Consider the following 21,844-nt stretch of genomic DNA (forward strand, 5'->3'; position numbering starts at 1 on the left):
GGGGTACGGTTCGCTACCGGAACCCGAGCATCCTGCCCGTCTCGTCGCCGGGTTGCCATGGAGGCTGGATGATCCAGGACTCGGCAGCGCCGCGCCCGAGCGGCGCGCTGGTACCCGACCTCGTGACGATCTCGCTGCCGGCCGCGGGTGCCTACCTGTCGGTTCTGCGGACCGCGACCGCGGGGCTCGCGGCGCGCCTGGATTTCACCCTGGATGAGATCGAGGACCTGCGGATCGCCGTGGACGAGGCCTGCGCCATGCTGCTTTCCCAGGCCCTCCCGGGAGCCGATCTCGACTGCCGGTTCGAGCTGGGCGCGGACACCATGGCGGTCTCCGTCGCGGTGCTCACCCAGGACGGCCTGGAACCGTCCCGAGACACGTTCGCCTGGACCGTCCTGTCGGCGCTCGCCGGCGAGGTCGACGCGGAAGCCGACGTCGACCAGCGGGTGACGATCCGGCTGCGCAAGCGGCGTGGCGCCGCCGCGACCGGATGACCGACAATCCGCCCGAGGTCGAGGTCGAGGTCGAGTTGGTCGTCGAGCCCGACCTGATCGAGGTCACCGGCCGGGCCCGGGCGCCGCACGATCGGAGCTACGCGCGCGCCCAGTTCGCCCGGCTCGCGGACCTGGCTCCCGAGGATCCCCAGCGGCCCCGGATTCGCGACGAGCTGGTCGAGCTGCACCTCCCCCTCGTCGAGTACCTCGCCCGCCGGTTCCGCAACCGCGGGGAACCTCTCGACGACCTGGTCCAGGTCGCCACGATCGGTCTGATCAAGAGCGTCGACCGTTTCGACCTGGAGCGAGGGGTCGAGTTCTCCACCTACGCGACCCCGACGATCGTCGGCGAGATCAAGCGGCACTTCCGGGACAAGGGCTGGGCGATCCGGGTACCGCGCCGGCTTCAGGAGCTCAAGCTTCAGCTCACCAAGGCCACCGGCGAGCTCTCGCAGACCATCGGGCGCTCGCCGACGGTGGCCGAGCTTGCGAACTTCCTCGGGATCAGCGAGGAGGAGGTGCTCGAGGGACTGGAGTCGGCAAACGCCTACTCGGCGATCTCCCTCGACGCGCCGGACGGCGGCAACGAGGACGCCCCGGCGGTGGCCGACAGTCTCGGCGCGCTGGACGACTCGCTCGAGGGGGTCGAGTACCGGGAGTCGCTCAAGCCGCTTCTGGAGCGGCTGCCCCCTCGCGAGAAGCGAATCCTGTTGCTCCGTTTCTTCCGCAACATGACCCAGTCGCAGATCGCCACCGAGCTCGGGATCTCCCAGATGCACGTGTCCCGGTTGCTCGCCCGGACCCTGGCCCAGCTGCGCGAAGGCCTGCTCAGCGACGAGTGATCAGCCCGCGGTCGGGATCTCGAACGGGCCCCGGGCGCTCGGCGTCGCGAGTAGACCCAGAACTGCCAGCGCCGGCGCCCCGACCGCCGCCGCGATCCCGGCCTTGCCCCCCTGGAGCAGGCCGGCGGCGACCGGGACGGCCAGCAGCTCCAGGAGCACGACCGGGGACCGGGCGAAGCGGCGCCCCGCGCGGAGCGGCCGGACCAGCCAGAGCAGCGCCGCCGCGGCCACCACGCCCAGTGCACCGCCGAATACCGCGGTGACAACGTCGTGGGGGCGGCCGACGACGATCCGGGCCAGGTAGTCCCCGGATCCGACGAGCAGCGCGAGCCCTTCCACCCCGACCAGCACCGCCGCGGCGTCGAGCGGAGTGGACCTCGGCATGCCGGCGACCCTAGCCGGGAGGGTGGGATCGCCCGGCGCGACCGGGCCGCTACTGTGACCGTTCATGCGCGCGTTGCTGGTCGTCAACCCGAAGGCCACCGCAACGACGGCACGCGGGCGCGACATCCTCTCCCGGGCGCTCGGAAGCGATCTCAAGCTCGACGTCGCGGAGACCGAGCGGCGAGGGCACGCCCGGGTGCTCGCGCGCCAGGCGGTCCGCGACGAGTTCGACCTCGTGGTCGCACTCGGCGGCGACGGCACGGTCAACGAATGCGTCAACGGGCTGCTCGACGACGGCCCCGGGTCCACCGCGCTGGCCGTCGTGCCCGGGGGCGGCGCGAACGTTTTCGCGCGCACGCTCGGGCTGCCCCTGGACCCGGTGGAGGCGACGAGCGCGGTGCTCGAGGCGCTCCGGGCCGGCCGGAGCCGGCGGATCGGCGTCGGGCGCGCGGACGACCGTCACTTCACCTTCACCGCCGGCCTCGGACTCGACGCCGCAGCGGTCCACTCCGTGGATCGCGCCCGACGGCGCGGCCGGCGCTCGACACCGCAGCGCTATCTGCGCGCCGCGGTGAACCGCTACCTGCTCGCCACCGACCGCCGGCACCCCGCGATCACCTTCGAGCCGACCGGCGGCGAACCGGTGCCTGGCCTGTTCGTCGCCATCGTCTCCAACTGCTCACCATGGACCTACTTCGGCGATCGCCCGGTCTACACCAGCCCGCGGGCGAGCTACGACGACGGGCTCGACCTGTTCGCGATGCGCCGCCTCGGCGTGCCGTCCGTGACCCGAGCGGGGCTCGGGATGCTCTCCGCGCGGCAGATCGGCCCGCGGGGCCGGGCGGCTGTGCACCGTCACGACCTGGCCGGCTTCCGACTCATCGCCGAGCGCCCGTTGGACTTCCAGGTGGACGGCGAGTATCTCGGGGAACGGCAGGCCGTGAGCTTCACCGCCTGCCCGGGCGCGCTTCGCGTGATCGCCTGATCCCGCCGGTCGACCACGAAACGGACATTCGGTACCGGATTGCCGCCCCGGTGTGACGAATGCGACACGCAAACCCGTAAAAGTGCTGGCAACGATGCTTGCACGCACTACGGGTGTCACGTAGCGTTCAGCGGGTAATCAAGGTCTAGACGCGCCCGGCTTCCTGCGCATAGCGTGTAGAGACGGTACCTCCGGAACCCGCGAGAGGGGCCTTTCCGGCCGAGCTCGTGAAAAAGTTCACAAGGTGGCCCGACCCGGGCCGCCCCGACCGTTGAGGAGTGGCACGCATGGACTGGCGACACGCCGCCGCCTGCCGTGACGAGGATCCCGAACTGTTCTTCCCGATCGGGAACACCGGGCCGGCCCTCCTCCAGATCGAGGACGCCAAGGCCGTCTGCCGGCGCTGCCCGGAGACCGAACCGTGCCTCCAGTGGGCGATCGAGACCGGCCAGGATGCCGGGGTCTGGGGCGGGCTGTCCGAGGACGAGCGCCGGGCCCTGCGCCGGCGCGGCGCCCGGGCCCGGGCGCACACCGCCTGACCTTCGATGGCCGAGCGCTACGTCCGCCCGCCGCTCGTCGCCACGGATCCCCCGTCGGCCTGGGCCGCGAAATGGCGGTTCCGCGTCATCCTCTACGCGCTGGCGTTGATCTTCGTCGGGCTCGTCGTCCTGATCATCTTCGTGATCCACCCGTTCAATAGCGAGACCAGCCCCACCGGCGAGGTCCTGCTGCGGTTCGCCGCCGGCCACCCGCACTGACTCAGCGGGTTGCCGGGAGGGTGTCGTTGAGGATCGGAACGTCGATGGCGGCGCGGGTGCCACCCTCTCGACCCGGGCCGACGCTGAGCACCCCACCGAGCTCGCCCTCGATCAGCGTTCGGACGATCTGGAGCCCGAGCTGGGGGGAGGCCCCGAGGGCGAACCCGGGCGGCAGGCCCGCCCCGTCGTCGACCACCTCGACGACCAGTCGGCGACCGGTCCGAGCCGGCCGGACGCGCACGAGGCCGCCCTGACCGGTCGGGAAACCATGCTCGACCGCGTTCTGCACGAGCTCGGTCATCACCATCGCCAGCGGCGTGGCCAGCGCCGCCGGCAGGACCCCGAAGCTGCCCTCCCGGACCACGCGGACCGCCTCGTCCCCGGCGGCGACGTCGCGGACCAGGGCGAGCACCCGGTCGGCGATCGCATCGAAGCCGACCGCCTCGTCGAAGGTGAGCGACAGCGTCTCGTGCACGACAGCGATCGAGCTCACCCGGCGAACCGACTCCTCGAGGGCCAGTCGAGCCTCCGGCACGGACAACCGGCGCGCCTGGAGGCGCAGCAGCGCCGCCACGGTCTGGAGGTTGTTCTTCACCCGGTGGTGGATCTCCCGGATCGTGGCGTCCTTCGAGATGAGCTGACGGTCCCGGCGACGCAGCTCGGTGACGTCGTGGACGAGCACGATCGCTCCGATGTGCCGCCCCCCGATCCGCAGCGGGAGCGCCCGGAGCTGCACGGTCGCGCCGGCGGTCTCGATATCACCGGTCCGGGGCTCCCGGGCGGTCGCCACGGCAGTGACTGGCCGGTCGATCGGATCGGCGGCCGGCGCGAGCGTTTCGGTCAGTGCACCCAGATCCCGGCCCAGCAGATCGCCGGCGAAGCCGAGGCGCCGGTAGGCCGAGACCGCATTCGGGCTGGCGAACACGACGACCCCGTCACCGTCGAGACGCATCAGCCCGTCACCGACCCGCGGGCCGGCCTGATCGGCCGCGCCGTCCGCCGGATACGGGAACGTCCCGTCGGCGATCATGCTTGCCAGGTCGCTGGCGCTTTGCAGGTAGGCGATGTCCAGCCGGCTGGGCGTGCGGGCAGCCGCCAGGTTGGTGTCGCGGCCGATGACCGCGATCACCCGGTCAGCGTGGCGGACCGGGATCGCCTCCTCCCGGACCGGCGATCCGCCGCCCCACTCCGGATCGCCCTCCCGGTGGATCCGCCCCTCCTCGAACGCCGCCCACAGTTGCGGCCGGTCGGCGACGACCTGCCCGACCCGGTCCTCCTGGTAGGCGGTCGGTGCGGTGGTGGGGCGCAACTGCGCGACGGCGATGAAGCGCCGGCCCGGGCCTCCGGTCAGCGGGACCCAGAGCAGCAGATCCGCGAATGACAGGTCGGCCAGCAGCTGCCACTCCCCCACCAGCCGGTGCAGCCAGTCGAGGTCGGCCGGGTCGAGCGCGGTCCGCCTCCGGACCAGATCCCCCATCGTCGGCACGTCCGCAGGGTAACCAGCACAGCCCGGTGTGGCGGCCGAGCCGGGCCCCGGCCGGCGAGCTCCGCCCGGCGCTGGCAGACTGTCGGCTCGTGACCGTCCTCGACACTGCGCGCCGCCAGGTCCTCGACGCCGGCCAGGGCCTGTCCGCGGAACAGGCGCTCGAATGTCTCCGGCTGCCCGACGATCGGCTCGATGAGCTGCTCCAGCTCGCCCACGAGGTCCGGCAGCGGTGGTGCGGGCCGGCCGTCGAGGTCGAGGGGATCGTCAGCGTCAAGACCGGCGGCTGCCCGGAGGACTGCCACTTCTGCTCGCAGTCGGGCCGGTTCGACTCGCCGGTTCGGGCCGCCTGGCTCGACGTGGACGAACTGGTCCGGGCGGCGGTGGAGACGGCCGCGACCGGGGCGAGCGAGTTCTGCATCGTGGCGGCGGTCCGCGGACCCGACCGGAAGCTGATGGACCAGATCGCGGCCGCCGTCGCCGCCATTCACGCCGCGGTCGACATCCAGGTCGCCTGCTCGCTCGGAATACTCACCCGGGAGCAGGCGGCGGAGCTCGCCGGGTGCGGCGTGCACCGCTACAACCACAACCTGGAAACCGCCCGATCGCACTTCCCGGCCGTCGTGACCACGCACACCTGGGCCGAGCGCTGGGACACCGCCACGATGGTCCGCGACGCCGGCATGCAGCTGTGCTGCGGCGGGATCATCGGGATGGGCGAGACCGTCGAGCAGCGGGCCGAGTTCGCCGGGCAACTCGCCGAGCTCGCGCCGCACGAGGTGCCGCTGAACTTTCTGAACCCCCGCCCGGGCACCCCGTTCGCCGACTACCCGCTGGTCACCACCAGGGACGCGTTGCGGACGATCGCCACCTATCGCCTCGCCCTGCCCCGGACGATCCTGCGCTACGCCGGCGGCCGGGAGGTCACCCTGGGCGATCTCGGCACGGCCGCCGGCCTGCTCGGCGGTATCAACGCGATCATCGTGGGCAACTACCTCACCACCCTGGGCCGTTCGCCAGGCGAAGACCTCGCCCTGCTCGGGGAGCTCGGCATGCCCATTCAGGCGGTGGGGCACACGGTATGACCGACGCCGGGCCGCCGGTCGTCGTTCGGACCGCGACCCCGGCGGACTTCCCCGCGGTCGCGGAGCTCACCGTCCGGGTCTACGTCGACGGCGGCTTCACCGGCGCCAGCTATGCGCCGCGGCTCGCCGATGCGGCCGGGCGGGCGGCCGCCGGGGACCTGCTGGTCGCCGAGGACCCCGCGACCCGCGCCATCGTCGGCACCGCGAGCCTGTTCGGGTGGCAGGCCGGGCCGGAGTGGAGCGAGCGGGCCGGACCGGGTGAGGCGGTGCTGCGGATGCTCGCCGTCGACGAGGCGGCGCGTGGCCGCGGGATCGGTGCGGCGCTCACCCGCAGCGCGATCGTCCGGGCCCGGCGGATGGGCTGCCACCGGCTGCGGCTGCTGACCCAGCCGAACATGCAGGCCGCCCATCGGCTCTACCAGCGGTTGGGCTTCGAACGGGCTCCGGACCTCGACTGGGAGCCGGAGCCGGGGATCCCGCTGATCGGCTACCGCTACCAGCTGTAGCGGGGCGCGGAGCGCGCTCCGTAAGGTACGGCCGTGTTCTGCGGGATCTGCGGGCAACCGAGCGAAGGGGCGGCTCATCCAGGCTGCGTCCAGCGGCTGCCGTATGACCCGCCCCGCTACTGCGCCGAATGCGGCCGGCGGATGGCCGTGCAGGTGGTACCGACCGGCTGGACCGCCCGGTGCGTGCGGCACGGGGAACGCCGGGGCTGACCCGGTACCCCGGGGCCCGGGGCAGCGGGGCGGCGGGCCCAGGGGGCGGCGGGGCGCCGAGTGGGCGATTCGGCTGATCGCCCACGCTCCGAGTGGGCGGTTTGCCCCGGCACGAACGCCCACTCACCGCGCGGGAAGGGGGGCGCGGCCCAGGGGGCGCGGGCGGCGGGGCGGGGCCGTCGTCAGGCGACGAGGCCGAGCCGGCGCAGCTCGACCGTGAGGTCGTGCGGGCTCGTCGAGGCCGCCATGGCCGCGTCGAGGGTGACGACCCCGTCGCGCAGGAAGGCCACCAGGTGCTGGTCGAAGGTCTGCATGCCGTAGAAGCCGCCCTCGGCGATCAACGAGTTGATCGTCGAGGTCTTCTCCGGGTCGGCGATGGCGTCCGCGATCCGTCCGGTGTTGATGCAGACCTCCATCGCGACACAGCGGCCCTCGCCGTCGGCTCGGGGAACCAGCCGCTGGCAGAGGATGCCCCGCAGCGAGCCGGCCAGCGAGAGCCGGACCTGCTTCTGCTCGTGCGGCGGGAAGAAGTCGATGATCCGGTTGATCGTCTCCTGCGCGTCGGTCGTGTGCAGGGTCGACATCACGAAGTGACCGGTCTCCGATGCCGCGAGCGCGGACTTGACCGTCTCCTGGTCGCGCATCTCTCCGACCAGGATGACGTCGGGATCCTGGCGCATCGCGGCGCGCAGGGCGACCGCGAAGTCCTCGGTGTCTACCCGAACCTCCCGCTGGTTGATCATCGCGAGCTTGTCGAAGTGCAGGATCTCGATCGGATCCTCGATCGTCACCACGTGGCATTCGCGGTTGGCGTTGATGTGGTCGACCATGCCGGCGAGCGTCGTGGTCTTCCCCGATCCGGTCGGCCCGGTGACCAGGACGAGCCCGCGGGGCTCGAGGGCGAGGCCGCCCAGCACGACGGGTAGGCCGAGCTCGTCCAGCGGGATCGCCCCGACGCTCACCCGGCGGAAAACCAGCCCGGCCGAACCACGCGATCGGAACGCGTTGACCCGGAACCGGCCCACCCCGGGCATCGAGTAGGCGAAGTCAGCCTCGTTGGACCGCTGGAACTCCTCGATGAGGTCGGCCCGGAGGACCTCGGTCACCATCTTCTCGGTGTCGGCGGCGGTCAGGTCCCGCGTCTGTAGCTTGCGGAGCCGGCCGTCGATACGCACCCTCGGCGGCGAGCCGACCTTGCAGTGCAGGTCGGAGCCACCGCATTCCACGAGAGCCCGCAGGAACGGCTCGATCGTCGTCACAGAGGTCACGGAGATAAGTTCGGCCGGCACGTCGCCGGTCTTGACCGTTTCGGCGGTCTCCGTCCGCGCGGGATCCGCTAGCCGATCACCGCGATGACATCACCCTCCTGGACGACGTCGCCTTCGGCGACCCGGAGCTCCTGCACCGTCCCGCTGCTCTCCGCGACGACCGGTATCTCCATCTTCATCGACTCCAGGATGACCAGCGTGTCACCGTCCTCGACCTGGTCGCCCGCGGCAACGACGACCTTCCAGACGTTGGCGACCATCTCGGCACGAATCTCGTCGGCCACGCGCGCTCCCTTCCGGGCCGGGGCCCGATCCAACCACGCCCCGGACCGGGCCCGCACCGGCCCGGAGGTACCAGGCCGAAACGGCCCGAAAGGACCATAGGCATTCCCGGGCGGAGAGCGCAGGGTGGGATAGCCGGACAGCAACGGAGCCGCACCGGCCCGGGAGTGCAGCATGCGCCGTCCAGCCGCCGCCGCCGTCGCCATCGGCCTGGTGCTGATCGCGGCTGCCGCCGTGGTCCGGGTCGCGGTCGCCCCGGCCCTCGCGAAACTGCCGGCCTCGACGAACACCACCCGGTTCTATCAGGGGACCGCGGCGGTTCTGTTCGACCCGGCAGCGCTTGCGCCGGGGTCGACCGCTCCGCTTCTCCTTCGCAACGTGCCGTTGCAGATCACGCACACCGTCCGGGCCCTGCGGTCGACCGGCAGCGCGACCGTCGTCCGCGACACCAAGCTGGTAACGGCCGCCGGCCAGCCGGTCGCGTCCCTCGACTCGTCCTACGCGGTGAGCCGGACATCGTTGTTGCCGACGACCTCGCTCGGCTCGCCCGGGCTCGCTCACCCGCTGGGGCTGACCTTCAACTGGCCGATCGGCACCGCCCGCCACAACTACCCCGGCTGGGTCGTCGACACCGGGACGGCCACGACCCTGGTGTACACCGGCACGGCGCGCCATGGCGGCATCCAGACCGACGTCTTCACGGCGACCGTTCCGCCGACGCCGATCACCAACCCCCAGGAGTTGGCCGGGCTTCCGGCGAGCGTGCCGAAAGCCGAGGCGTCAGGCCTGATTACCAAGCTCGACTTGCCGGCCGCGCAGATCGCCCAGTTCGCCCAGGTCGCCGGGTCGCTGCCGGCAACGATCCCGCTGGCCTACACCTACGCGGCCCAGACGACGTTCTGGGTCGCCCCGGACAGCGGCATCGTCGTCGACCTGAACTCGACCGAGACCCGGGCGGTCGGCCTGCCGAGCAGCCTGCTCGGAATCGCCATTCCGTTGGCGACGATCTCGCAGTTCCAGTTCAGCGACACGCCAGCCACGCTGGCCGCGGCGGCCGCGCAGGCCAACCGCGACCGGGCCGGCCTGACCGCGATCCGCACCACGGTCCCGGGTGCGCTCGGCGCCGTAGGTCTGGTCTTGCTCCTCGCGGCGGCCGCACTGGGCCGGCGTCGCCGCCCGCACGTCATCGACCTCACGGCGATGGATCCGCCTCCCGGCATCGACCTGACCACGGTCGAACGCCCCTCGGCGGCCGTCGCGTCCCGCGGGCACGCCGGCGCTTCCGCGGTCACTGGCCCAGCGGCGACCGGGGGCGGCATCCCGACCCCGCGGGACGCGACGGCGGACGAGCCGGCCCCGGCCGACGGGTAGCCGGCCCCACGACGCGGCCCGGCGGGAGGGGGGGCACATACACCTCCCGCCGGGCCGATCAACCTCCGGCGACCGGCCCCGCCGGTCCGGGATCGTCGCGCCGGTCGAGCTCGCGTTGGAGCCGGGTCGCCGACGCTTTCCAGTAGGCCGCCTCGGCCTGCCATTTGCGCACCTCTTCGGTCAGCGGGGCGAGCAGTGCGGCGCCCGCCGGATCGCTCCCGGCCTCCCGGGCGGCCGCTCGCCGCCGGGCCCGGCGGTATCCCAGGCCGACGAGCACCCCGAGCGCGATCACGAAGGCCGCAAGCAACAGGCCCTCGGTCAGCGTCCGGTCCACCGCGGCGGCCGCTTCTCGAAGAAGGCGGCCACCCCCTCCGCGGCGTCTTGGGTCGTGGTCAAGAGCGACAGCTGAGCCTGCATCGCCTCGAGCGCGGCAGGCATCGACGCGTCGAGCGCGGCCCAGAAGGCTGCCTTGCCGAGCCGGACCGCGAGTGGCGCCTGCCCGCTCAGTCGCTCCACCAAGCCGGCAAACTCCTCCGCGAAACCAGCCGCCGGCAACACCCGGGAGACCAGCCCGAGACGGAGCGCGGTGTCGGCATCGACCCGCTCCCCGCTGAGCATGAGGTCCATCGCCTGCTTCGGGCCGACGTGGCGGCCGAGCAGGGCGGAGACCATGAACGGCCACAGGCCGAGATTCACCTCGGGCAGCCCGAACGCCGCCGCCGAGGAGGCGACGACGAGGTCGCACCCGAGCGCGAGCCCGACCCCGCCGGCGAGGCAGAGTCCCTGGACCCGCGCGACCACCGGCACCGGGCAGCCGCGGAAGGCGAGCAGCAGTTCCCGCAGCAGACCGCGCGCTTCGTGGTGCTCCAGGCCGGTGGCGTCGGCAGCCATCACCGCCAGGTCGGCCCCGGAGCAGAAGACCCGCTCGCCGGCCCCCGCGATCACGACGACCCGGGCGTCACCTACGTCGCGGACCGCCGCGAGCATCCCCCCGAGCACCTGTGCCGACAGCGCGTTGCGCTTGTCCGCACGGTCGATCGTCAGCCAGAGCGCGGCACCGTCGCGGCGAATGGCGACATCGCCGCTCACGCCGGGACTCGCATCAGGCCCACAATCCCAGTGTCATAGTCACCTTCAACGAACGCCGGAAACTCCAACAGTTCCTCGAAAAAAGCCAGGTTGGTCTTCGGTCCTTCGATCGTGAACTCCCGGATCGCGGAACGTGCGCGCTCCAGCGCGACCGACCGGGTCGCACCCCAGACGACGAGCTTCGCGAGCAGCGGGTCGTAGAAGGTGGTCACGGTGTCACCGGCGGCGTAGCCGGCGTCGACCCGGATCCCCTCCCCGGCGGGGACGTCCCAGCGACTGATCGTCCCCGGCGAGGGGAGGAAGCGGCGGGGGTCTTCGGCGTAGACCCGCATCTCGATGGCGTGCCCCGCGCTGGTCACGCTCGCCGGGTCGAATCCGGGGGCGGCGCCGGCCGCGATCCGCAGCTGCGCCTCCACCAGGTCGAGCCCGGTGACCGCCTCGGTCACCGGGTGTTCCACCTGGAGTCTGGTGTTCATCTCGAGGAAGACGAAATCCTGGGCCACCGGGTCGACGAGGCACTCGACCGTGCCGGCCCCTTGGTAGCCGACCGCCTCCCCGGCCCGGATCGCGGCGGTGAGCATCCGGGCGCGCAGATCCGGACCGACCCCCGGCGACGGGGTTTCCTCGGCAACCTTCTGGTGGCGACGCTGCACCGAGCAGTCCCGCTCGCCCAGGGCTAGCACCGAGCCGTCCGCCAGGCCGAGGATCTGGACCTCGACGTGCCGGGCCGCTACCAGGTATCGCTCGATGAGGATCGCCGGATTCCCGAAGAACCGCTCGGCCCGGGTCCGCGCGGTTTCGAAGGCGGTCCGCAGCGCGGCCTCGTCGTCGGCGACACTCATCCCGATCCCGCCGCCCCCCGCCGCGGCTTTGACCATCACCGGGTATCCGATCGCGGTCGCGGCCAGCACCGCGGACTCGACGTCGGCCAGCGGCTCACGGCTACCGGCGGCTACCGGCACCCCGGCGTCGGACATCAGGTTGCGCGCGTTGATCTTGTCCCCCATCGCCGTGATCGCCTCCGGCGACGGGCCGACCCAGATCAACCCGGCGTCGAGCACCGCCCGGGCGAAGCCGGCGTTCTCGGCGAGGAAGCCGTAACCGGGGTGAACCGCCTGTGCCCCGGTCTGCTTAGCGGCTTCAAGCACCTTCGCCATGTCGAGGTAGGACTCGCCGGGCGGCGGCGGGCCCAGCAGAACCGCTTCGTCAGCGGCCTTCACGTGCGGCAGCGTGGCATCCGCCTCGGAGTAGACGGCGACGGTCCGCAGGCCGATCCGCCGGGCGGTCGCCAGAACCCGGCAGGCGATCTCCCCCCGATTCGCGACAAGCAGCGACTCGAACACGTCCGGTCGGCCCTTCCGTCGTGGCGCAGCGCGGCCGCGCGGCCGCCGTCGCAGACTAGTGGCGTGGGTCTGGTCGCGGTCATCATGGTGGGTGCCGGGCTGATCGCCGCGCTGACCGGCGGGCGGCTGGCGCGGCTCGGCGAGCTGGGCCTGCACGCGCGCCGGCTGGCCCTCCTCGCCGTCGGCGCCCAGATCGTCGGTTCCGTGGCCGCGGCGGCCGGGATCGGCGGCCGGGCTGTCTATCTCGGCGCGCTCTCGCTGTCGGCGGCGTTGGCGGCGGCCTTCCTCGCCCGCAATCTCCGGGTGCCCGGCCTACCGCTGATCGCGGTCGGGCTGCTGCTCAACGTCGCCGTGGTCGGCGCCAACGGCGCCATGCCGGTCTCGATCTACGCGGCGGCGCGGGCCGGCGTTCCGATCACCGCCATCTCCGACGGCAGTGACCCCCGGCACATCATCGCCGGGGAGGCCACGCCGCTCGGGGGGCTCGGCGACATCGTTCCGGTGCCGCTGCCGCTACAGCCCGAGGTGGCCAGCGTCGGGGATCTGCTCATCGCCGCCGGTCTCGGGCTGCTCGTGTTCGCCGGGATGCGCGGCGGGGGGCGCCGGCCCCGGCGCGACGGTTTCGACTAGGCTCGGGGCAGACCGAGGAGGTCCGGTGGCCAAGAAGAAGCGCAAGCGCCGCGCCCGCGCCCGGAGCAAGGCGAACCACGGGAAGCGCCCGAACACCTGATCCGACCGGCGCAGCCTCAGCCTGGCCGCTCCCGGAACCAGCCGACGGTGCGCCGGATCCCCTCCGGCAGTTCGGTGAACGGCACCCAGCCGAGCCCGCCCCGAGCCGCGGTCGGGTCGAGGGCGATCGCCCGCAGGTCGCCGAGCCGGGCCGGCGCGAATTCCGGGGCATCCGGGGCGCCGGCCTCCGCCGCGACCAGCCGGTGCAGCTCCAGGTCGCTCGTCTGCCGGCCGGTGCCGATGTTGAACCGCCGTCCGTCACCGGCCGCGAGCGCCCGCACGAAGGCATCCACGACATCGTCGACGTAGACGTAGTCCCGGGTCTGGCCGCCGTCGCCGAACACCCGAGTCGGCATCCCGGCGAGCATCGCCCCGCTGAAGATGGCGATCACCCCTGCCTCGCCCCGTGGGTCCTGCCGTGGCCCGTAGACGTTGCCGAGGGCAAGGCTGGTGTAAGCCAGCCCGTACATCGCCTGCCAGGCACCTAGATACAGCTCACCCGCGGCCTTCCCCGCCGCGTACGGGGACTGCGGATCGATCCCGGCCCGCTCGCTGACCGGCAACTTCGCCGGCGAACCGTAGATCGAGCCACCGGAGGAGGTGAACACCACCTTGCGGGTTCCGGCCAACCGGGCGGCCTCGAGCACGTTGACCGTCCCCAGCACGTTGGTGGTGACGTCGCGCAGTGGCGTGGCCACGCTGGCCCGAACACTCACCTGGGCTGCCAGGTGGCAGACCACCTCGGGCCTGGTGTGGCCGAGGAGCCCGACCAGCCCGGGGTCGGCCACGTCGAGCCGGGTGAAGCTGAAGGCGCCCGGTCGCTGGCGGGTGCCCGCCCGCGCCTCGGCGAGGTTCTCCAGCGAGCCGTTGGACAGGTCGTCGACACCGAGGACGTCGTGACCGTCGGCGAGCAGCCGGTCGACCAGCGTGGAACCGATGAAACCGGCCGCCCCGGTTACGAGAACGCGCACCCGGGTCAGTCGGCGCGGTACTCGACGTGGCCGATCTCGACCCGAACCTGCTGGAGCCTCACCAGCACCCGCTCCCGCAACCCGTCCGGCGCGGCATCACCGCCGCAACAGCGGGCGACCAGGGTTTTGACTTCCTGCTCGACGCCGTACTTGCGCAGGCAGGGGGCACATTCGTCGAGGTGGATCCGGATGTTCTGCCGACCCTCCTCGTCGCACTCGCCGTCGAGGTAGAGGTAGACGGCTTCGATGACTTCGGCACAGTCGGTCGCGTGCGGGCTGCCGCAACTCATCGCTTACGCCTTCTCGCTCGTCGTCCGGATGACTCCCCGGTCGAGCGCGTAGCCGGTGAGCGCCGTGCGGAGCGCCCGCCGACCGCGGTGGAGCCGGGACATCACCGTACCGATCGGAGTACCCATGATCCCGGCGATCTCCTTGTAGGAGAAGCCTTCGACGTCGGCGAGGTAGACGGCCATCCGGAACTCCTCGGGCAGCGCCTGGAGCGCATCCTTGACGTCACTGTCCGGCAGGTGTTCGAGGGCCTCGGTTTCGGCCGACTTCAGGCCAGCCGACGTGTGCGACTCGGCCTGCGCCAACTGCCAGTCCTCGACGTCCTCGCCGGCAGCCTGCTGCGGCTCACGCTGCTTCTTGCGGTAGGAGTTGATGAAGGTGTTGGTGAGGATGCGGTAGAGCCACGCCTTGAGGTTGGTGCCTTCCTGGAACTGGTGGAAGGCGGCGAACGCCTTGACGAAGGTCTCCTGGATCAGATCCTCGGCGTCGGCCGGGTTGCGGGTCATCCGAAGCGCGGCAGCGTAGAGCTGGTCCAGGAAGGGCAGCGCGGTCGCTTCGAACCGGGCACTGCGCTGTTCGAGGCTTTCCTCGACCACGCTCACCTCCCGGTTTCGGCACTCGCGACGGCGCTCGGCGGAGCTTACGACGGGCCGCGAGCCGGCTGCCGGGCGGCGTCCTGGGCCTCGGCGGCGGGTGCGGGCCGCGTCACGCGCTGACAGAGGTGGCACGTCCGCCGACAACGCCGGAAACGGCCGCCGGATTCCCGACGAGGCCGGCGACGAACGCGACGACCGCGTCGGCCACCGCCCGGGGGTCGGCCTGGAGACCGTGATCCGCGCCGGCGATCGCCACCAGCCGGGTGCCCGACGGGAACTCCGCCGGCCGACCGAACGGGTCCCGGTCACCTTGGACGACGAGCACCGGCTGGGTCACCCCGACGAGTTCGGCGAGGCGGCTCCGGTCCGGGCGGCCGGGCGGGTGCAGCGGGAAGGACAGCGCCACCACGCCGGCCACCGCAAGTTCCCCCGCCGTGCGGCAGGCCACCCGGGCGCCGAGGCTGCGGCCGCCGGTGACCAGCGGCGCCCGGGCGAGCCCGACCACGGTTCGGATCGCCGCCACCGCGGCGAGGAACGCAGCGTCGAGCTGCCGGGCCGGCGCCGGAGCCCGCCGCCCGGCCACCCGGTAGGGCTGCTCCACGCGGGCCACGGCCGCGCCGGCGTCGACGAGCCGGCCGGTGACCGCGACCAGGTCCACCGCCTCCACGCCACCGCCCGCACCGTGCCCGAGCACGACCAGCAACCCCGGCCGGCGCGGACCGGCCAGGTGGATCCGGGCCGGTCCGTGGGCCGTTTCGACGAGGAAGACGTCCTGCCGCCGGGAGGGGTGCCGCACGGTTATCAGGGTAGGTTCCGGCGAGTGTCGCTGCCCGAGGTCTACGAGGAGCTCCGGCTGCCGGACGGCGAATCGCCCTACTGGGCCTTCTACGACGCGGTCGTCGCCCGCCAGCTCGGCGCCTGGCTGCCTCCCGCACCGGCCCGGGTCCTGGACCTCTCCGGCGCACGGTCGCGCTGTACGGCCCAGCTCAGCCGGGCTGGGCACACCGTGGTGCAGGCCTTCGACTCGGTCCCTCGGGTGCCGACCCCTGCCGGGGTGTCCCCGGTGGTCGCCGACCTCCCCGGCCTCGGCTGGCTGGTCACCGGGTCGGTCGACGCCGTGCTGGCCGAGGGCCGGGCGCTGTCCCTCGCGCTGGCCGCGGAGCTCGCCTTCGACGAGATCGCCCGAGTGCTCCGGCCCGGCGGCCGGTTCCTGGTCAGTGTGGACTCCCTCGTCCTAGGTCTCGCGCGGCTCGCGCAGCAGGGCCGCTGGGCCGAGCTGGCAGACGTGCCCGGCGCCGATGTGGTCCTCGTCCCCTCCGCGGACGGGAGGCTCCGGCGCTGCTTCTGGCCGGAGGAGCTCACGGCCGGCCTGACCGGAGCCGGGTTCACGGTCGAATGGGTGCGGCCCCGCACGGTGCTCTCCCCGGACGCGGTCGAGCGGACCCTGCGAGCGGACCCGGGGCGCCTCGAGGTGCTCGTCGAGCGGGAGATCGCCCTGGGAGCCGAACACGCGGGCGAGTCGATCGGCAGCCATCTGGTCGCCTCGGCGGTCAAGCAGCCCTGACCGAGGGTCAGTGCCCCCGGGCGGAGACCCAGACCTGGCGCATCGGCCGGCGCTCGTCCGGTGTGGTTGCCCCCCAGACCCCGTCGCAATCTCCCGCGTCGAGCGCCGCGGCCAGGCAGGCTGCCCGGACCGGGCAGTTCTGGCAGATCATGAGCGCCGGGGCGGGGTCGTCGGCGGCGTTCGGGAAGAACATCTCCGGGTCGAGGGGCAGGCACAGGCCGCTGGCCCGCCACGCCGGGCTCGCGTAGCGCTGCTCGAGGGCGGCCCGGAACCTACGGTCGCGCCGGATCCGCCGGGACACCTCGCCGGTCAGGGTGGTGCTCATCGGACCGCTTCGGACTGTTGCTGGCAGTGCACGCAACGCTCGGCCTCCGGACGTGCCTCGAGCCGCTCGTCGGGCAGCACCGCCCGGCAGTCGACGCAGCTGCCGTAGGTGCCGGCCTCGACCCGGGCGAGCGCCGCCCGGACCGCGTGGGTCTGCCGGTCGACGACCTCGATGACGGCGTCTTCCCGGTCGGCGTCGGACATCCCGCTGCCGGAGTCCGCCGACTCCTGCTCGTGGCTCAGGTCGCCGTTGTCGCCGCGCTCGGCCTGAAGCGTGCGCGCCGAACCGTCGAGCTCGACGAGCAGCCGCTCGAGACGTTCCCGTACGACCTCGGTGTCCACCCGGCTCCCTTCGACTTCCCGAACGGTGTCTATCGGTCCGGACGGCCCGCGGCAAGGGGCAATCCCACGGTCGAGGCCGTCAACCCGCGCTGGTGCGCCGCCACGTCCGATCGGAACCGGTCAGTAGCATGCAACACATGGCCAAGGACGTCGAGACGGTGGAACGGGTCATCGCCGCCCCGCCGGAGCGGATCTTCGCGCTGGTCGCCGACCCCCGCCGGCACCGGGACATCGACGGGTCGGGGACGGTCCGCGAAGCGACCGACCTGCCCGAGCGGCTCGAACTCGGCGCGACATTCGGCATGGCCATGCGGCTCGGCCGGTCCTACTCGATGGTGAGCACCGTGATCGAGTTCGAGGACGGACGGCGAATCGCCTGGCAAAGCCGGCCACCGAGCGGGGTCACCAAGTACCTGTTCGGCGGCCGGATCTGGCGCTACGAGCTGGACCCGGTCGCTGGTGGCACGCGGGTGCGGGAGAGCTGGGACATCACGGAGGAGAAGTTCAAGCGGATCGTCCGCCCGTACCGCACCAAGACCCGGGCGAACATGGTCGCGACCCTGGAACGGATCGATCGCCTGGTCACCGCGGAGCCGGCGACCGGCTGACCCGGGGCGCGGAATGCGGCGGGTCGGCGCGGCGTTTTCCCGGCACCAGCAACGCTTCCCGAGGAGCCCGCAGTGCCCGCCGCCACCACCGACAACCTGCTCGTGCTCCCCCGCGTCACCGCGCCGCCCGGCGTGGACCGGCCGGTTGTCCGGGTGGTCACCGCCCCCACGTCGCTCGAAGGCGCCGGCTTCCAGGTCCGCCGCCCGTTCCCCGGCGTGGACCTTTCGTTGGCCGATCCATTCGTCCTGCTCGACCATCTCGGCGCGGTGGAATACGCGCCCGGAGAGGCGCGCGGCGCGCCCTGGCATCCGCACCGCGGCTTCGAGACCGTCACCTACATCATCGACGGAGCCTTCGCCCATCGCGACTCCACCGGCGGTGGCGGGCTGATCGCCGACGGCGCCACCCAGTGGATGACCGCGGGCTCCGGCATCCTGCACGACGAGCTGCCGACCGAAGAGCTCGTCGCCAAGGGTGGCTTGTTCCACGGCGTGCAGCTGTGGGTGAACCTGCCGGCCAGTCAGAAGTGGTCGCCGCCGCGCTACCAGGACATCGGAGCGGACCGGGTCCGGCTGCTCGCCTCCGAGGACGGCGGTGCGCTGCTCCGACTGATCGCCGGCGAGCTGGACGGGCACCGCGGTCCGGGGGTGACGGCCACCCCGATCAGCTACCTGCACGCGAGCCTCAGCCCCGGCGCCCGGCTGCGCGTGCCGTGGCGCCCGGACTTCAACGGGCTGGCCTACGTGCTGTCCGGCCAGGGCAGCGCGGGCGCCGACGAACGGCCGATCGTCGAAGGCCAGCTCGCGGTCTTCGGACCCGGCGACGCGCTGAGCATCCGGGCCGACGACGCCCAGGACGGTCGCAGCCCCCGGCTCGAGGTGCTCCTGCTCGGCGGGACCCCGCTACGCGAGCCGGTAGCCCGATACGGCCCGTTCGTGATGAACACCCGGGCGGAGATCATCCAGGCGATGGAGGACTTCCAAGCCGGCCGGATGGGGACCATCCCGGTCGCCCGGCTCGGCGACTGACTCAACTCGCGGCGAGTGGCTCGAGCAGCTGCGGACCGTTGTTCTTCACGTTGTTGACCTCGAACCCGACCGGGTAGGCCTCGAGGCGGCCCGGCACCGCCGGGACAAGCAGTTCCGCCACCGAACTGCCGGTTCGCTCGGGGTCCAGCCAGGCCGTCCAGCGGTCGCGGTCCACGGTTAGCGGCGCCCGGTCGTGGACCCGCCCCACGTCGTCAGGGGCGGAAGTGGTGAGGATCGTGCAGGTGACCAGCCACTCGCCGTCGTCGCCGGACCGCCAGAACTCGTACAACCCGGCCAGCGCGAGCAGCGACTCGCCGCGCGGCCGGATGAAGAACGGCTGCTTGCGCTCCCCCGGGCGGTCAGGGTCGTACCACTCGTAATAGCCGTCGGCTGGAAGCAGGCAGCGGCGGGACTCGAACGCGCGGCGGAATGCCGGCTTCTCGGCGACCGTTTCGGCCCGCGCGTTGATCAACCGGCTGCCGATCCCGGGGTCCTTCGCCCACGAGGGCACCAGGCCCCAACGCATCACGACGAGGCGCCGGGAGATCGGGCCGTCCGGTTCGTGGCGGGGCCGGCGGTCGACCACCGCATAGACCGGCTTGGTGGGGGCGACGTTGAAGTCCGGGTCCAGCGGCTCGTCGACCGCGTCGTCCTCGATCCCGAAAGCGGCGGCGAGGTCGGACACCGGGCGAGCCGACGCGTAACGACCGCACACGCCGCCCAGCCTAGGTAACCCGCCCCCCGCCGCGCTGCGCACCGCCCAGCCGAACGGGAGCGGAGACGAGCTGACCGACGGGTGCGGCGGGAGCGGGACCGATGACGGCAGCGGCCTGCGGCGCACGGTCGGACCTGCGGGTGGGCCCCAGACGATACGGGGCAGCGCCCCCCGCCCGCCGGATGGGACGATCGCCCCATGCCCGGGTCCGAGCTCGCCCCGCCCTCGGTCGGTTCCGACTGGCCGGCGCCGACCGCGGAATCCCCGGTGGACGCCGAGATCCGGGTTCCAGGCTCCAAGTCCGCGACGAACCGTGCGCTCGTGCTGAGCGCGCTGGCGGCCGGCCGTTCCCGGCTGAACGCCCCCCTGCGCAGCCGCGACACCGAACTGATGGTGGCCGCCCTGCGCACACTCGGCGTCCCGGTCGCGGATGACGGCCCGGACTGGCTCGTCACCGGGTGCCCCGACCCGCTCGAGCCGCTCGGGTCGGACGTCGACGTCGGCAACGCCGGCACGGTCGCCCGCTTCGTTACGCCGGTGGCGGCGCTTGCCCGCGGCACGATCCGCGTCGACGGTGACCCCCGGATGCGGGAGCGGCCGCTCGGCCCGCTGCTCGACGCGCTGACCGGGATCGGCGCCGACATCGACGACGGTGGCCGCGGGGCGCTTCCGGTCGTCGTGCGCGGCACCGGCCGGTTGGCCGGTGGGCCGGTTCGGATCGACACCGCCGCGTCCTCGCAGTTCGTGAGTGGGCTGCTCCTCGCCGCACCGCGCTTCCTGGCCGGCGTGGATGTCACCCATGACGGCGCCCGGCTACCGTCGCGCCCGCACCTTGCGATGACGGTGGCCATGCTCCGCGAGTTCGGTGCCGACGTCGAAGAGCCGGACCCGACCCGCTGGCGGGTCGCACCAGGCCGGCTCACCGGCCGGGACGTGCGGATCGAGCCCGACCTCTCCTCGGCCGCGCCGTTTCTCGCCGCGGCGCTCGCGACCGCCGGCACGGTCCGGCTCGCGGGCTGGCCGTCGGGCAGCACCCAGCCGGGGGCTCGGCTGCCGGAACTGCTCACCGCGATGGGCGCGACCTGCCGGGTCGAGGGCGGGGCGCTCATCGTGCGCGGCGGCGGCCGGATCGTCGGACTCGACGCCGACCTCGGCGACGTCAGCGAGTTGGCTCCGGTGCTCGCCGCGCTCGCGGCGCTCGCCGACACACCGAGCCGGCTACACGGCATCGGTCATTCGCGGGGCCAGGAGACCGACCGGATCGCCGCGCTGGCCGGCGAGCTCGGCGGGCTCGGCGCCGACGTCGCCGAGCTCGCGGACGGACTCGAGTTCCGCCCGGCCCGGCTGCACGGCGGCCGGTTCGCCACCTACGAGGACCACCGCCTGGCGATGGCGGCCGCGGTCCTCGGCCTCGTGGTCCCCGGCATCGAGGTCGAGAACATCGAGACCACCGGCAAGACACTCCCCGGCTTCGTCGGCTTGTGGTCCGCATTGCTCGGCACGGGCCCGGCGCGCTGAGTCCGCGCGAGCTCGACGAGGACGACGTCCGGGTCCGACCCGGGCGCAGCACCCGTCCGCGTTCCCGACGCCGGCCGGAGCATGCGGGCGCCACACCGGCCCGGGTGATCGCCGTCGACCGCGGGCGCTACACCTGCCTGACCGCCGACGCGACCGAGGTGGTCGCCGTCGGCGCGCGTGAGCTCGGCCATCACGGGATCGTCGTCGGGGACGAGGTCGCTCTCGTCGGTGAGTTGTCCGGTGCCAACGACACCCTGGCCCGGATCATCCGGGTCGAGCCCCGGGCGACTGTTCTGCGCCGTTCCGCCGACGACACCGATCCGGTCGAGCGGATCGTCGTCGCCAACGCCGACCAGCTGGGGATCGTCACGGCCCTCGCCGACCCGGAACCCAGGCCGGGGCTGATCGACCGCTGCCTGGTCGCCGCGGTGGATGCCGGTCTCCGGCCGCTCCTCGTCCTCACCAAGTCCGACCTGGCCTCGGCCGCGGATCTGCTCGCGATCTACCGGCCGGCCGCCGTGCCGGCCGTCATCCTCGGCCAGGGGGACGAGGGCCGCGGCCTCGCCGAGCTGCGGAGGCAACTGGCCGCGCGGACCACGGTCATGTTCGGCCACTCAGGGGTGGGCAAATCCACGCTGGTGAACGCGCTCGTCCCGGGTGCCGACCGGCGGATCGGGAGGGTGAACGTCGTCACCGGCCGCGGCCGGCATACCTCCTCATCCGCGGTGGCCCTGCCGTTGCCCGCCGGCGGCTGGGTCATCGACACCCCCGGCGTTCGGTCCCTCGGGCTCGGTCACATCGACCGCGATCGGCTGGTCGAGGCCTTCCCGGATCTCGCCCCGGGCCGAGCCGCCTGTCCCGGCGATTGCGACCACACCGATCCATCGACGTGCGGGCTGGATGCCTGGGTGACCGGAGGGCACGCTCACCCGGAGCGATTGCTCTCGCTCCGCAGGTTGTTGACCGCCCGCGACCCGGACGCGTGACGCACCCTCCCGGTCGGCTGTCACCGGTGGGCATGGTGGTCGGCTCCCGGCTCCCGGCGGGTCAGCCCGCGGCG

General features: G+C 72.9%; 28 protein-coding genes. 14 read left to right on the plus strand and 14 right to left on the minus strand.

What is annotated here, in order from left to right:
* Window positions 1–68: 68 nt before the first annotated feature.
* On the plus strand, window positions 69–494 hold the full coding sequence (locus tag VNG13_14265) for an anti-sigma regulatory factor (protein ID HVA61680.1): 426 nt from the start codon (window positions 69–71) through the stop codon (window positions 492–494).
* Window positions 491–1,336, plus strand: coding sequence for an RNA polymerase sigma factor SigF (locus VNG13_14270; protein HVA61681.1), 846 nt, complete (start codon window positions 491–493; stop codon window positions 1,334–1,336). The genes VNG13_14265 and VNG13_14270 overlap by 4 nt, the downstream gene beginning before the upstream one ends.
* Here VNG13_14270 and VNG13_14275 read toward each other — a convergent pair whose 3' ends face one another.
* On the minus strand, window positions 1,337–1,720 hold the full coding sequence (locus VNG13_14275; GenBank protein ID HVA61682.1) for a hypothetical protein: 384 nt from the start codon (window positions 1,718–1,720) through the stop codon (window positions 1,337–1,339).
* Window positions 1,721–1,784: 64 nt separating this feature from the next.
* Between VNG13_14275 and VNG13_14280 the strand changes: the two genes are divergently transcribed.
* From VNG13_14280 to VNG13_14290, 3 genes are all read left to right on the plus strand, one after another.
* On the plus strand, window positions 1,785–2,705 hold the full coding sequence (locus VNG13_14280; GenBank protein HVA61683.1) for a diacylglycerol kinase family protein: 921 nt from the start codon (window positions 1,785–1,787) through the stop codon (window positions 2,703–2,705).
* 287 nt (window positions 2,706–2,992) lie between these two features.
* A complete protein-coding gene (locus VNG13_14285; protein HVA61684.1) occupies window positions 2,993–3,244 on the plus strand; it encodes a WhiB family transcriptional regulator in 252 nt (83 codons plus the stop codon).
* A 6-nt stretch (window positions 3,245–3,250) separates the two neighbouring features.
* A complete protein-coding gene (locus tag VNG13_14290) occupies window positions 3,251–3,463 on the plus strand; it encodes a hypothetical protein (GenBank protein ID HVA61685.1) in 213 nt (70 codons plus the stop codon).
* A gap of 1 nt (window position 3,464) precedes the next feature.
* Here VNG13_14290 and VNG13_14295 read toward each other — a convergent pair whose 3' ends face one another.
* The gene (locus VNG13_14295) at window positions 3,465–4,940 is read right to left on the minus strand and encodes a histidine kinase N-terminal domain-containing protein (protein ID HVA61686.1); all 1,476 of its coding nucleotides are present in this window, start codon (window positions 4,938–4,940) and stop codon (window positions 3,465–3,467) included.
* Window positions 4,941–5,020: 80 nt separating this feature from the next.
* Between VNG13_14295 and bioB the strand changes: the two genes are divergently transcribed.
* The gene (gene bioB, locus VNG13_14300) at window positions 5,021–6,031 is read left to right on the plus strand and encodes a biotin synthase BioB (protein ID HVA61687.1); all 1,011 of its coding nucleotides are present in this window, start codon (window positions 5,021–5,023) and stop codon (window positions 6,029–6,031) included.
* Complete coding sequence (locus VNG13_14305; GenBank protein HVA61688.1) at window positions 6,028–6,537, plus strand: GNAT family N-acetyltransferase; 510 nt, start codon at window positions 6,028–6,030, stop codon at window positions 6,535–6,537. The genes bioB and VNG13_14305 overlap by 4 nt, the downstream gene beginning before the upstream one ends.
* 392 nt (window positions 6,538–6,929) lie before the next feature.
* On the opposite strand, the gene VNG13_14310 is transcribed toward VNG13_14305, so the two are convergent.
* Complete coding sequence (locus VNG13_14310; protein HVA61689.1) at window positions 6,930–8,015, minus strand: PilT/PilU family type 4a pilus ATPase; 1,086 nt, start codon at window positions 8,013–8,015, stop codon at window positions 6,930–6,932.
* A gap of 68 nt (window positions 8,016–8,083) precedes the next feature.
* Complete coding sequence (locus VNG13_14315) at window positions 8,084–8,299, minus strand: biotin/lipoyl-binding carrier protein (GenBank protein HVA61690.1); 216 nt, start codon at window positions 8,297–8,299, stop codon at window positions 8,084–8,086.
* Between the two features lie 172 nt (window positions 8,300–8,471).
* On the opposite strand from VNG13_14315, the gene VNG13_14320 reads away from it, so the two are divergent.
* Window positions 8,472–9,668, plus strand: coding sequence for a porin PorA family protein (locus VNG13_14320; GenBank protein HVA61691.1), 1,197 nt, complete (start codon window positions 8,472–8,474; stop codon window positions 9,666–9,668).
* A gap of 58 nt (window positions 9,669–9,726) precedes the next feature.
* Here the strand turns inward: VNG13_14320 and VNG13_14325 are convergent, their stop codons facing one another.
* Genes VNG13_14325 through VNG13_14335 form a run of 3 tightly spaced genes read right to left on the minus strand, consistent with a single transcriptional unit; the run spans window position 9,727 to window position 12,100 of the window.
* Window positions 9,727–10,002 (minus strand): hypothetical protein, encoded by a 276-nt coding sequence (locus VNG13_14325; protein HVA61692.1) that lies wholly within the window; start codon window positions 10,000–10,002, stop codon window positions 9,727–9,729.
* The gene (locus VNG13_14330; protein ID HVA61693.1) at window positions 9,987–10,757 is read right to left on the minus strand and encodes an enoyl-CoA hydratase-related protein; all 771 of its coding nucleotides are present in this window, start codon (window positions 10,755–10,757) and stop codon (window positions 9,987–9,989) included. The genes VNG13_14325 and VNG13_14330 overlap by 16 nt, the downstream gene beginning before the upstream one ends.
* Window positions 10,754–12,100: a biotin carboxylase N-terminal domain-containing protein gene (locus tag VNG13_14335; protein ID HVA61694.1), complete on the minus strand. Its 1,347-nt coding sequence runs from the start codon at window positions 12,098–12,100 to the stop codon at window positions 10,754–10,756. The genes VNG13_14330 and VNG13_14335 overlap by 4 nt, the downstream gene beginning before the upstream one ends.
* A gap of 63 nt (window positions 12,101–12,163) precedes the next feature.
* Here VNG13_14335 and VNG13_14340 point away from each other — a divergent pair, with 63 nt between their 5' ends.
* Window positions 12,164–12,730 (plus strand): DUF5317 family protein, encoded by a 567-nt coding sequence (locus VNG13_14340; protein ID HVA61695.1) that lies wholly within the window; start codon window positions 12,164–12,166, stop codon window positions 12,728–12,730.
* Between the two features lie 116 nt (window positions 12,731–12,846).
* Here the strand turns inward: VNG13_14340 and VNG13_14345 are convergent, their stop codons facing one another.
* From VNG13_14345 to VNG13_14360, 4 genes are all read right to left on the minus strand, one after another.
* Window positions 12,847–13,800: an NAD-dependent epimerase/dehydratase family protein gene (locus VNG13_14345; GenBank protein HVA61696.1), complete on the minus strand. Its 954-nt coding sequence runs from the start codon at window positions 13,798–13,800 to the stop codon at window positions 12,847–12,849.
* A 5-nt stretch (window positions 13,801–13,805) separates the two neighbouring features.
* Entirely contained in the window at window positions 13,806–14,090 is a 285-nt protein-coding gene (gene rsrA, locus VNG13_14350) for a mycothiol system anti-sigma-R factor (GenBank protein HVA61697.1), read from the minus strand.
* A gap of 3 nt (window positions 14,091–14,093) precedes the next feature.
* A complete protein-coding gene (locus VNG13_14355) occupies window positions 14,094–14,690 on the minus strand; it encodes a sigma-70 family RNA polymerase sigma factor (GenBank protein ID HVA61698.1) in 597 nt (198 codons plus the stop codon).
* A 103-nt stretch (window positions 14,691–14,793) separates the two neighbouring features.
* The gene (locus VNG13_14360) at window positions 14,794–15,480 is read right to left on the minus strand and encodes an alpha/beta family hydrolase (protein ID HVA61699.1); all 687 of its coding nucleotides are present in this window, start codon (window positions 15,478–15,480) and stop codon (window positions 14,794–14,796) included.
* Window positions 15,481–15,504: 24 nt separating this feature from the next.
* Here VNG13_14360 and VNG13_14365 point away from each other — a divergent pair, with 24 nt between their 5' ends.
* Entirely contained in the window at window positions 15,505–16,248 is a 744-nt protein-coding gene (locus VNG13_14365; protein ID HVA61700.1) for a class I SAM-dependent methyltransferase, read from the plus strand.
* 7 nt (window positions 16,249–16,255) lie between these two features.
* On the opposite strand, the gene VNG13_14370 is transcribed toward VNG13_14365, so the two are convergent.
* Together VNG13_14370 and VNG13_14375 are read right to left on the minus strand one after the other, a co-directional pair.
* Entirely contained in the window at window positions 16,256–16,573 is a 318-nt protein-coding gene (locus VNG13_14370) for a WhiB family transcriptional regulator (protein HVA61701.1), read from the minus strand.
* Entirely contained in the window at window positions 16,570–16,914 is a 345-nt protein-coding gene (locus VNG13_14375; protein ID HVA61702.1) for a TraR/DksA C4-type zinc finger protein, read from the minus strand. Before VNG13_14375 ends, VNG13_14370 begins: the two co-directional genes overlap by 4 nt.
* A gap of 137 nt (window positions 16,915–17,051) precedes the next feature.
* Here VNG13_14375 and VNG13_14380 point away from each other — a divergent pair, with 137 nt between their 5' ends.
* Both VNG13_14380 and VNG13_14385 read left to right on the plus strand, forming a co-directional pair.
* The gene (locus tag VNG13_14380; GenBank protein HVA61703.1) at window positions 17,052–17,522 is read left to right on the plus strand and encodes an SRPBCC family protein; all 471 of its coding nucleotides are present in this window, start codon (window positions 17,052–17,054) and stop codon (window positions 17,520–17,522) included.
* Window positions 17,523–17,594: 72 nt separating this feature from the next.
* Entirely contained in the window at window positions 17,595–18,551 is a 957-nt protein-coding gene (locus tag VNG13_14385; protein HVA61704.1) for a pirin family protein, read from the plus strand.
* Between the two features lies 1 nt (window position 18,552).
* On the opposite strand, the gene VNG13_14390 is transcribed toward VNG13_14385, so the two are convergent.
* On the minus strand, window positions 18,553–19,308 hold the full coding sequence (locus VNG13_14390) for an SOS response-associated peptidase (protein HVA61705.1): 756 nt from the start codon (window positions 19,306–19,308) through the stop codon (window positions 18,553–18,555).
* A 156-nt stretch (window positions 19,309–19,464) separates the two neighbouring features.
* Here VNG13_14390 and aroA point away from each other — a divergent pair, with 156 nt between their 5' ends.
* Both aroA and rsgA read left to right on the plus strand, forming a co-directional pair.
* On the plus strand, window positions 19,465–20,784 hold the full coding sequence (aroA, locus tag VNG13_14395; protein ID HVA61706.1) for a 3-phosphoshikimate 1-carboxyvinyltransferase: 1,320 nt from the start codon (window positions 19,465–19,467) through the stop codon (window positions 20,782–20,784).
* A gap of 104 nt (window positions 20,785–20,888) precedes the next feature.
* Window positions 20,889–21,770, plus strand: coding sequence for a ribosome small subunit-dependent GTPase A (gene rsgA / locus VNG13_14400; protein ID HVA61707.1), 882 nt, complete (start codon window positions 20,889–20,891; stop codon window positions 21,768–21,770).
* Window positions 21,771–21,844: the final 74 nt, after the last annotated feature.

This window comes from Mycobacteriales bacterium, assembly GCA_035533475.1.
Taxonomy (GTDB): Bacteria; Actinomycetota; Actinomycetes; order DATLTS01; family DATLTS01; genus DATLTS01.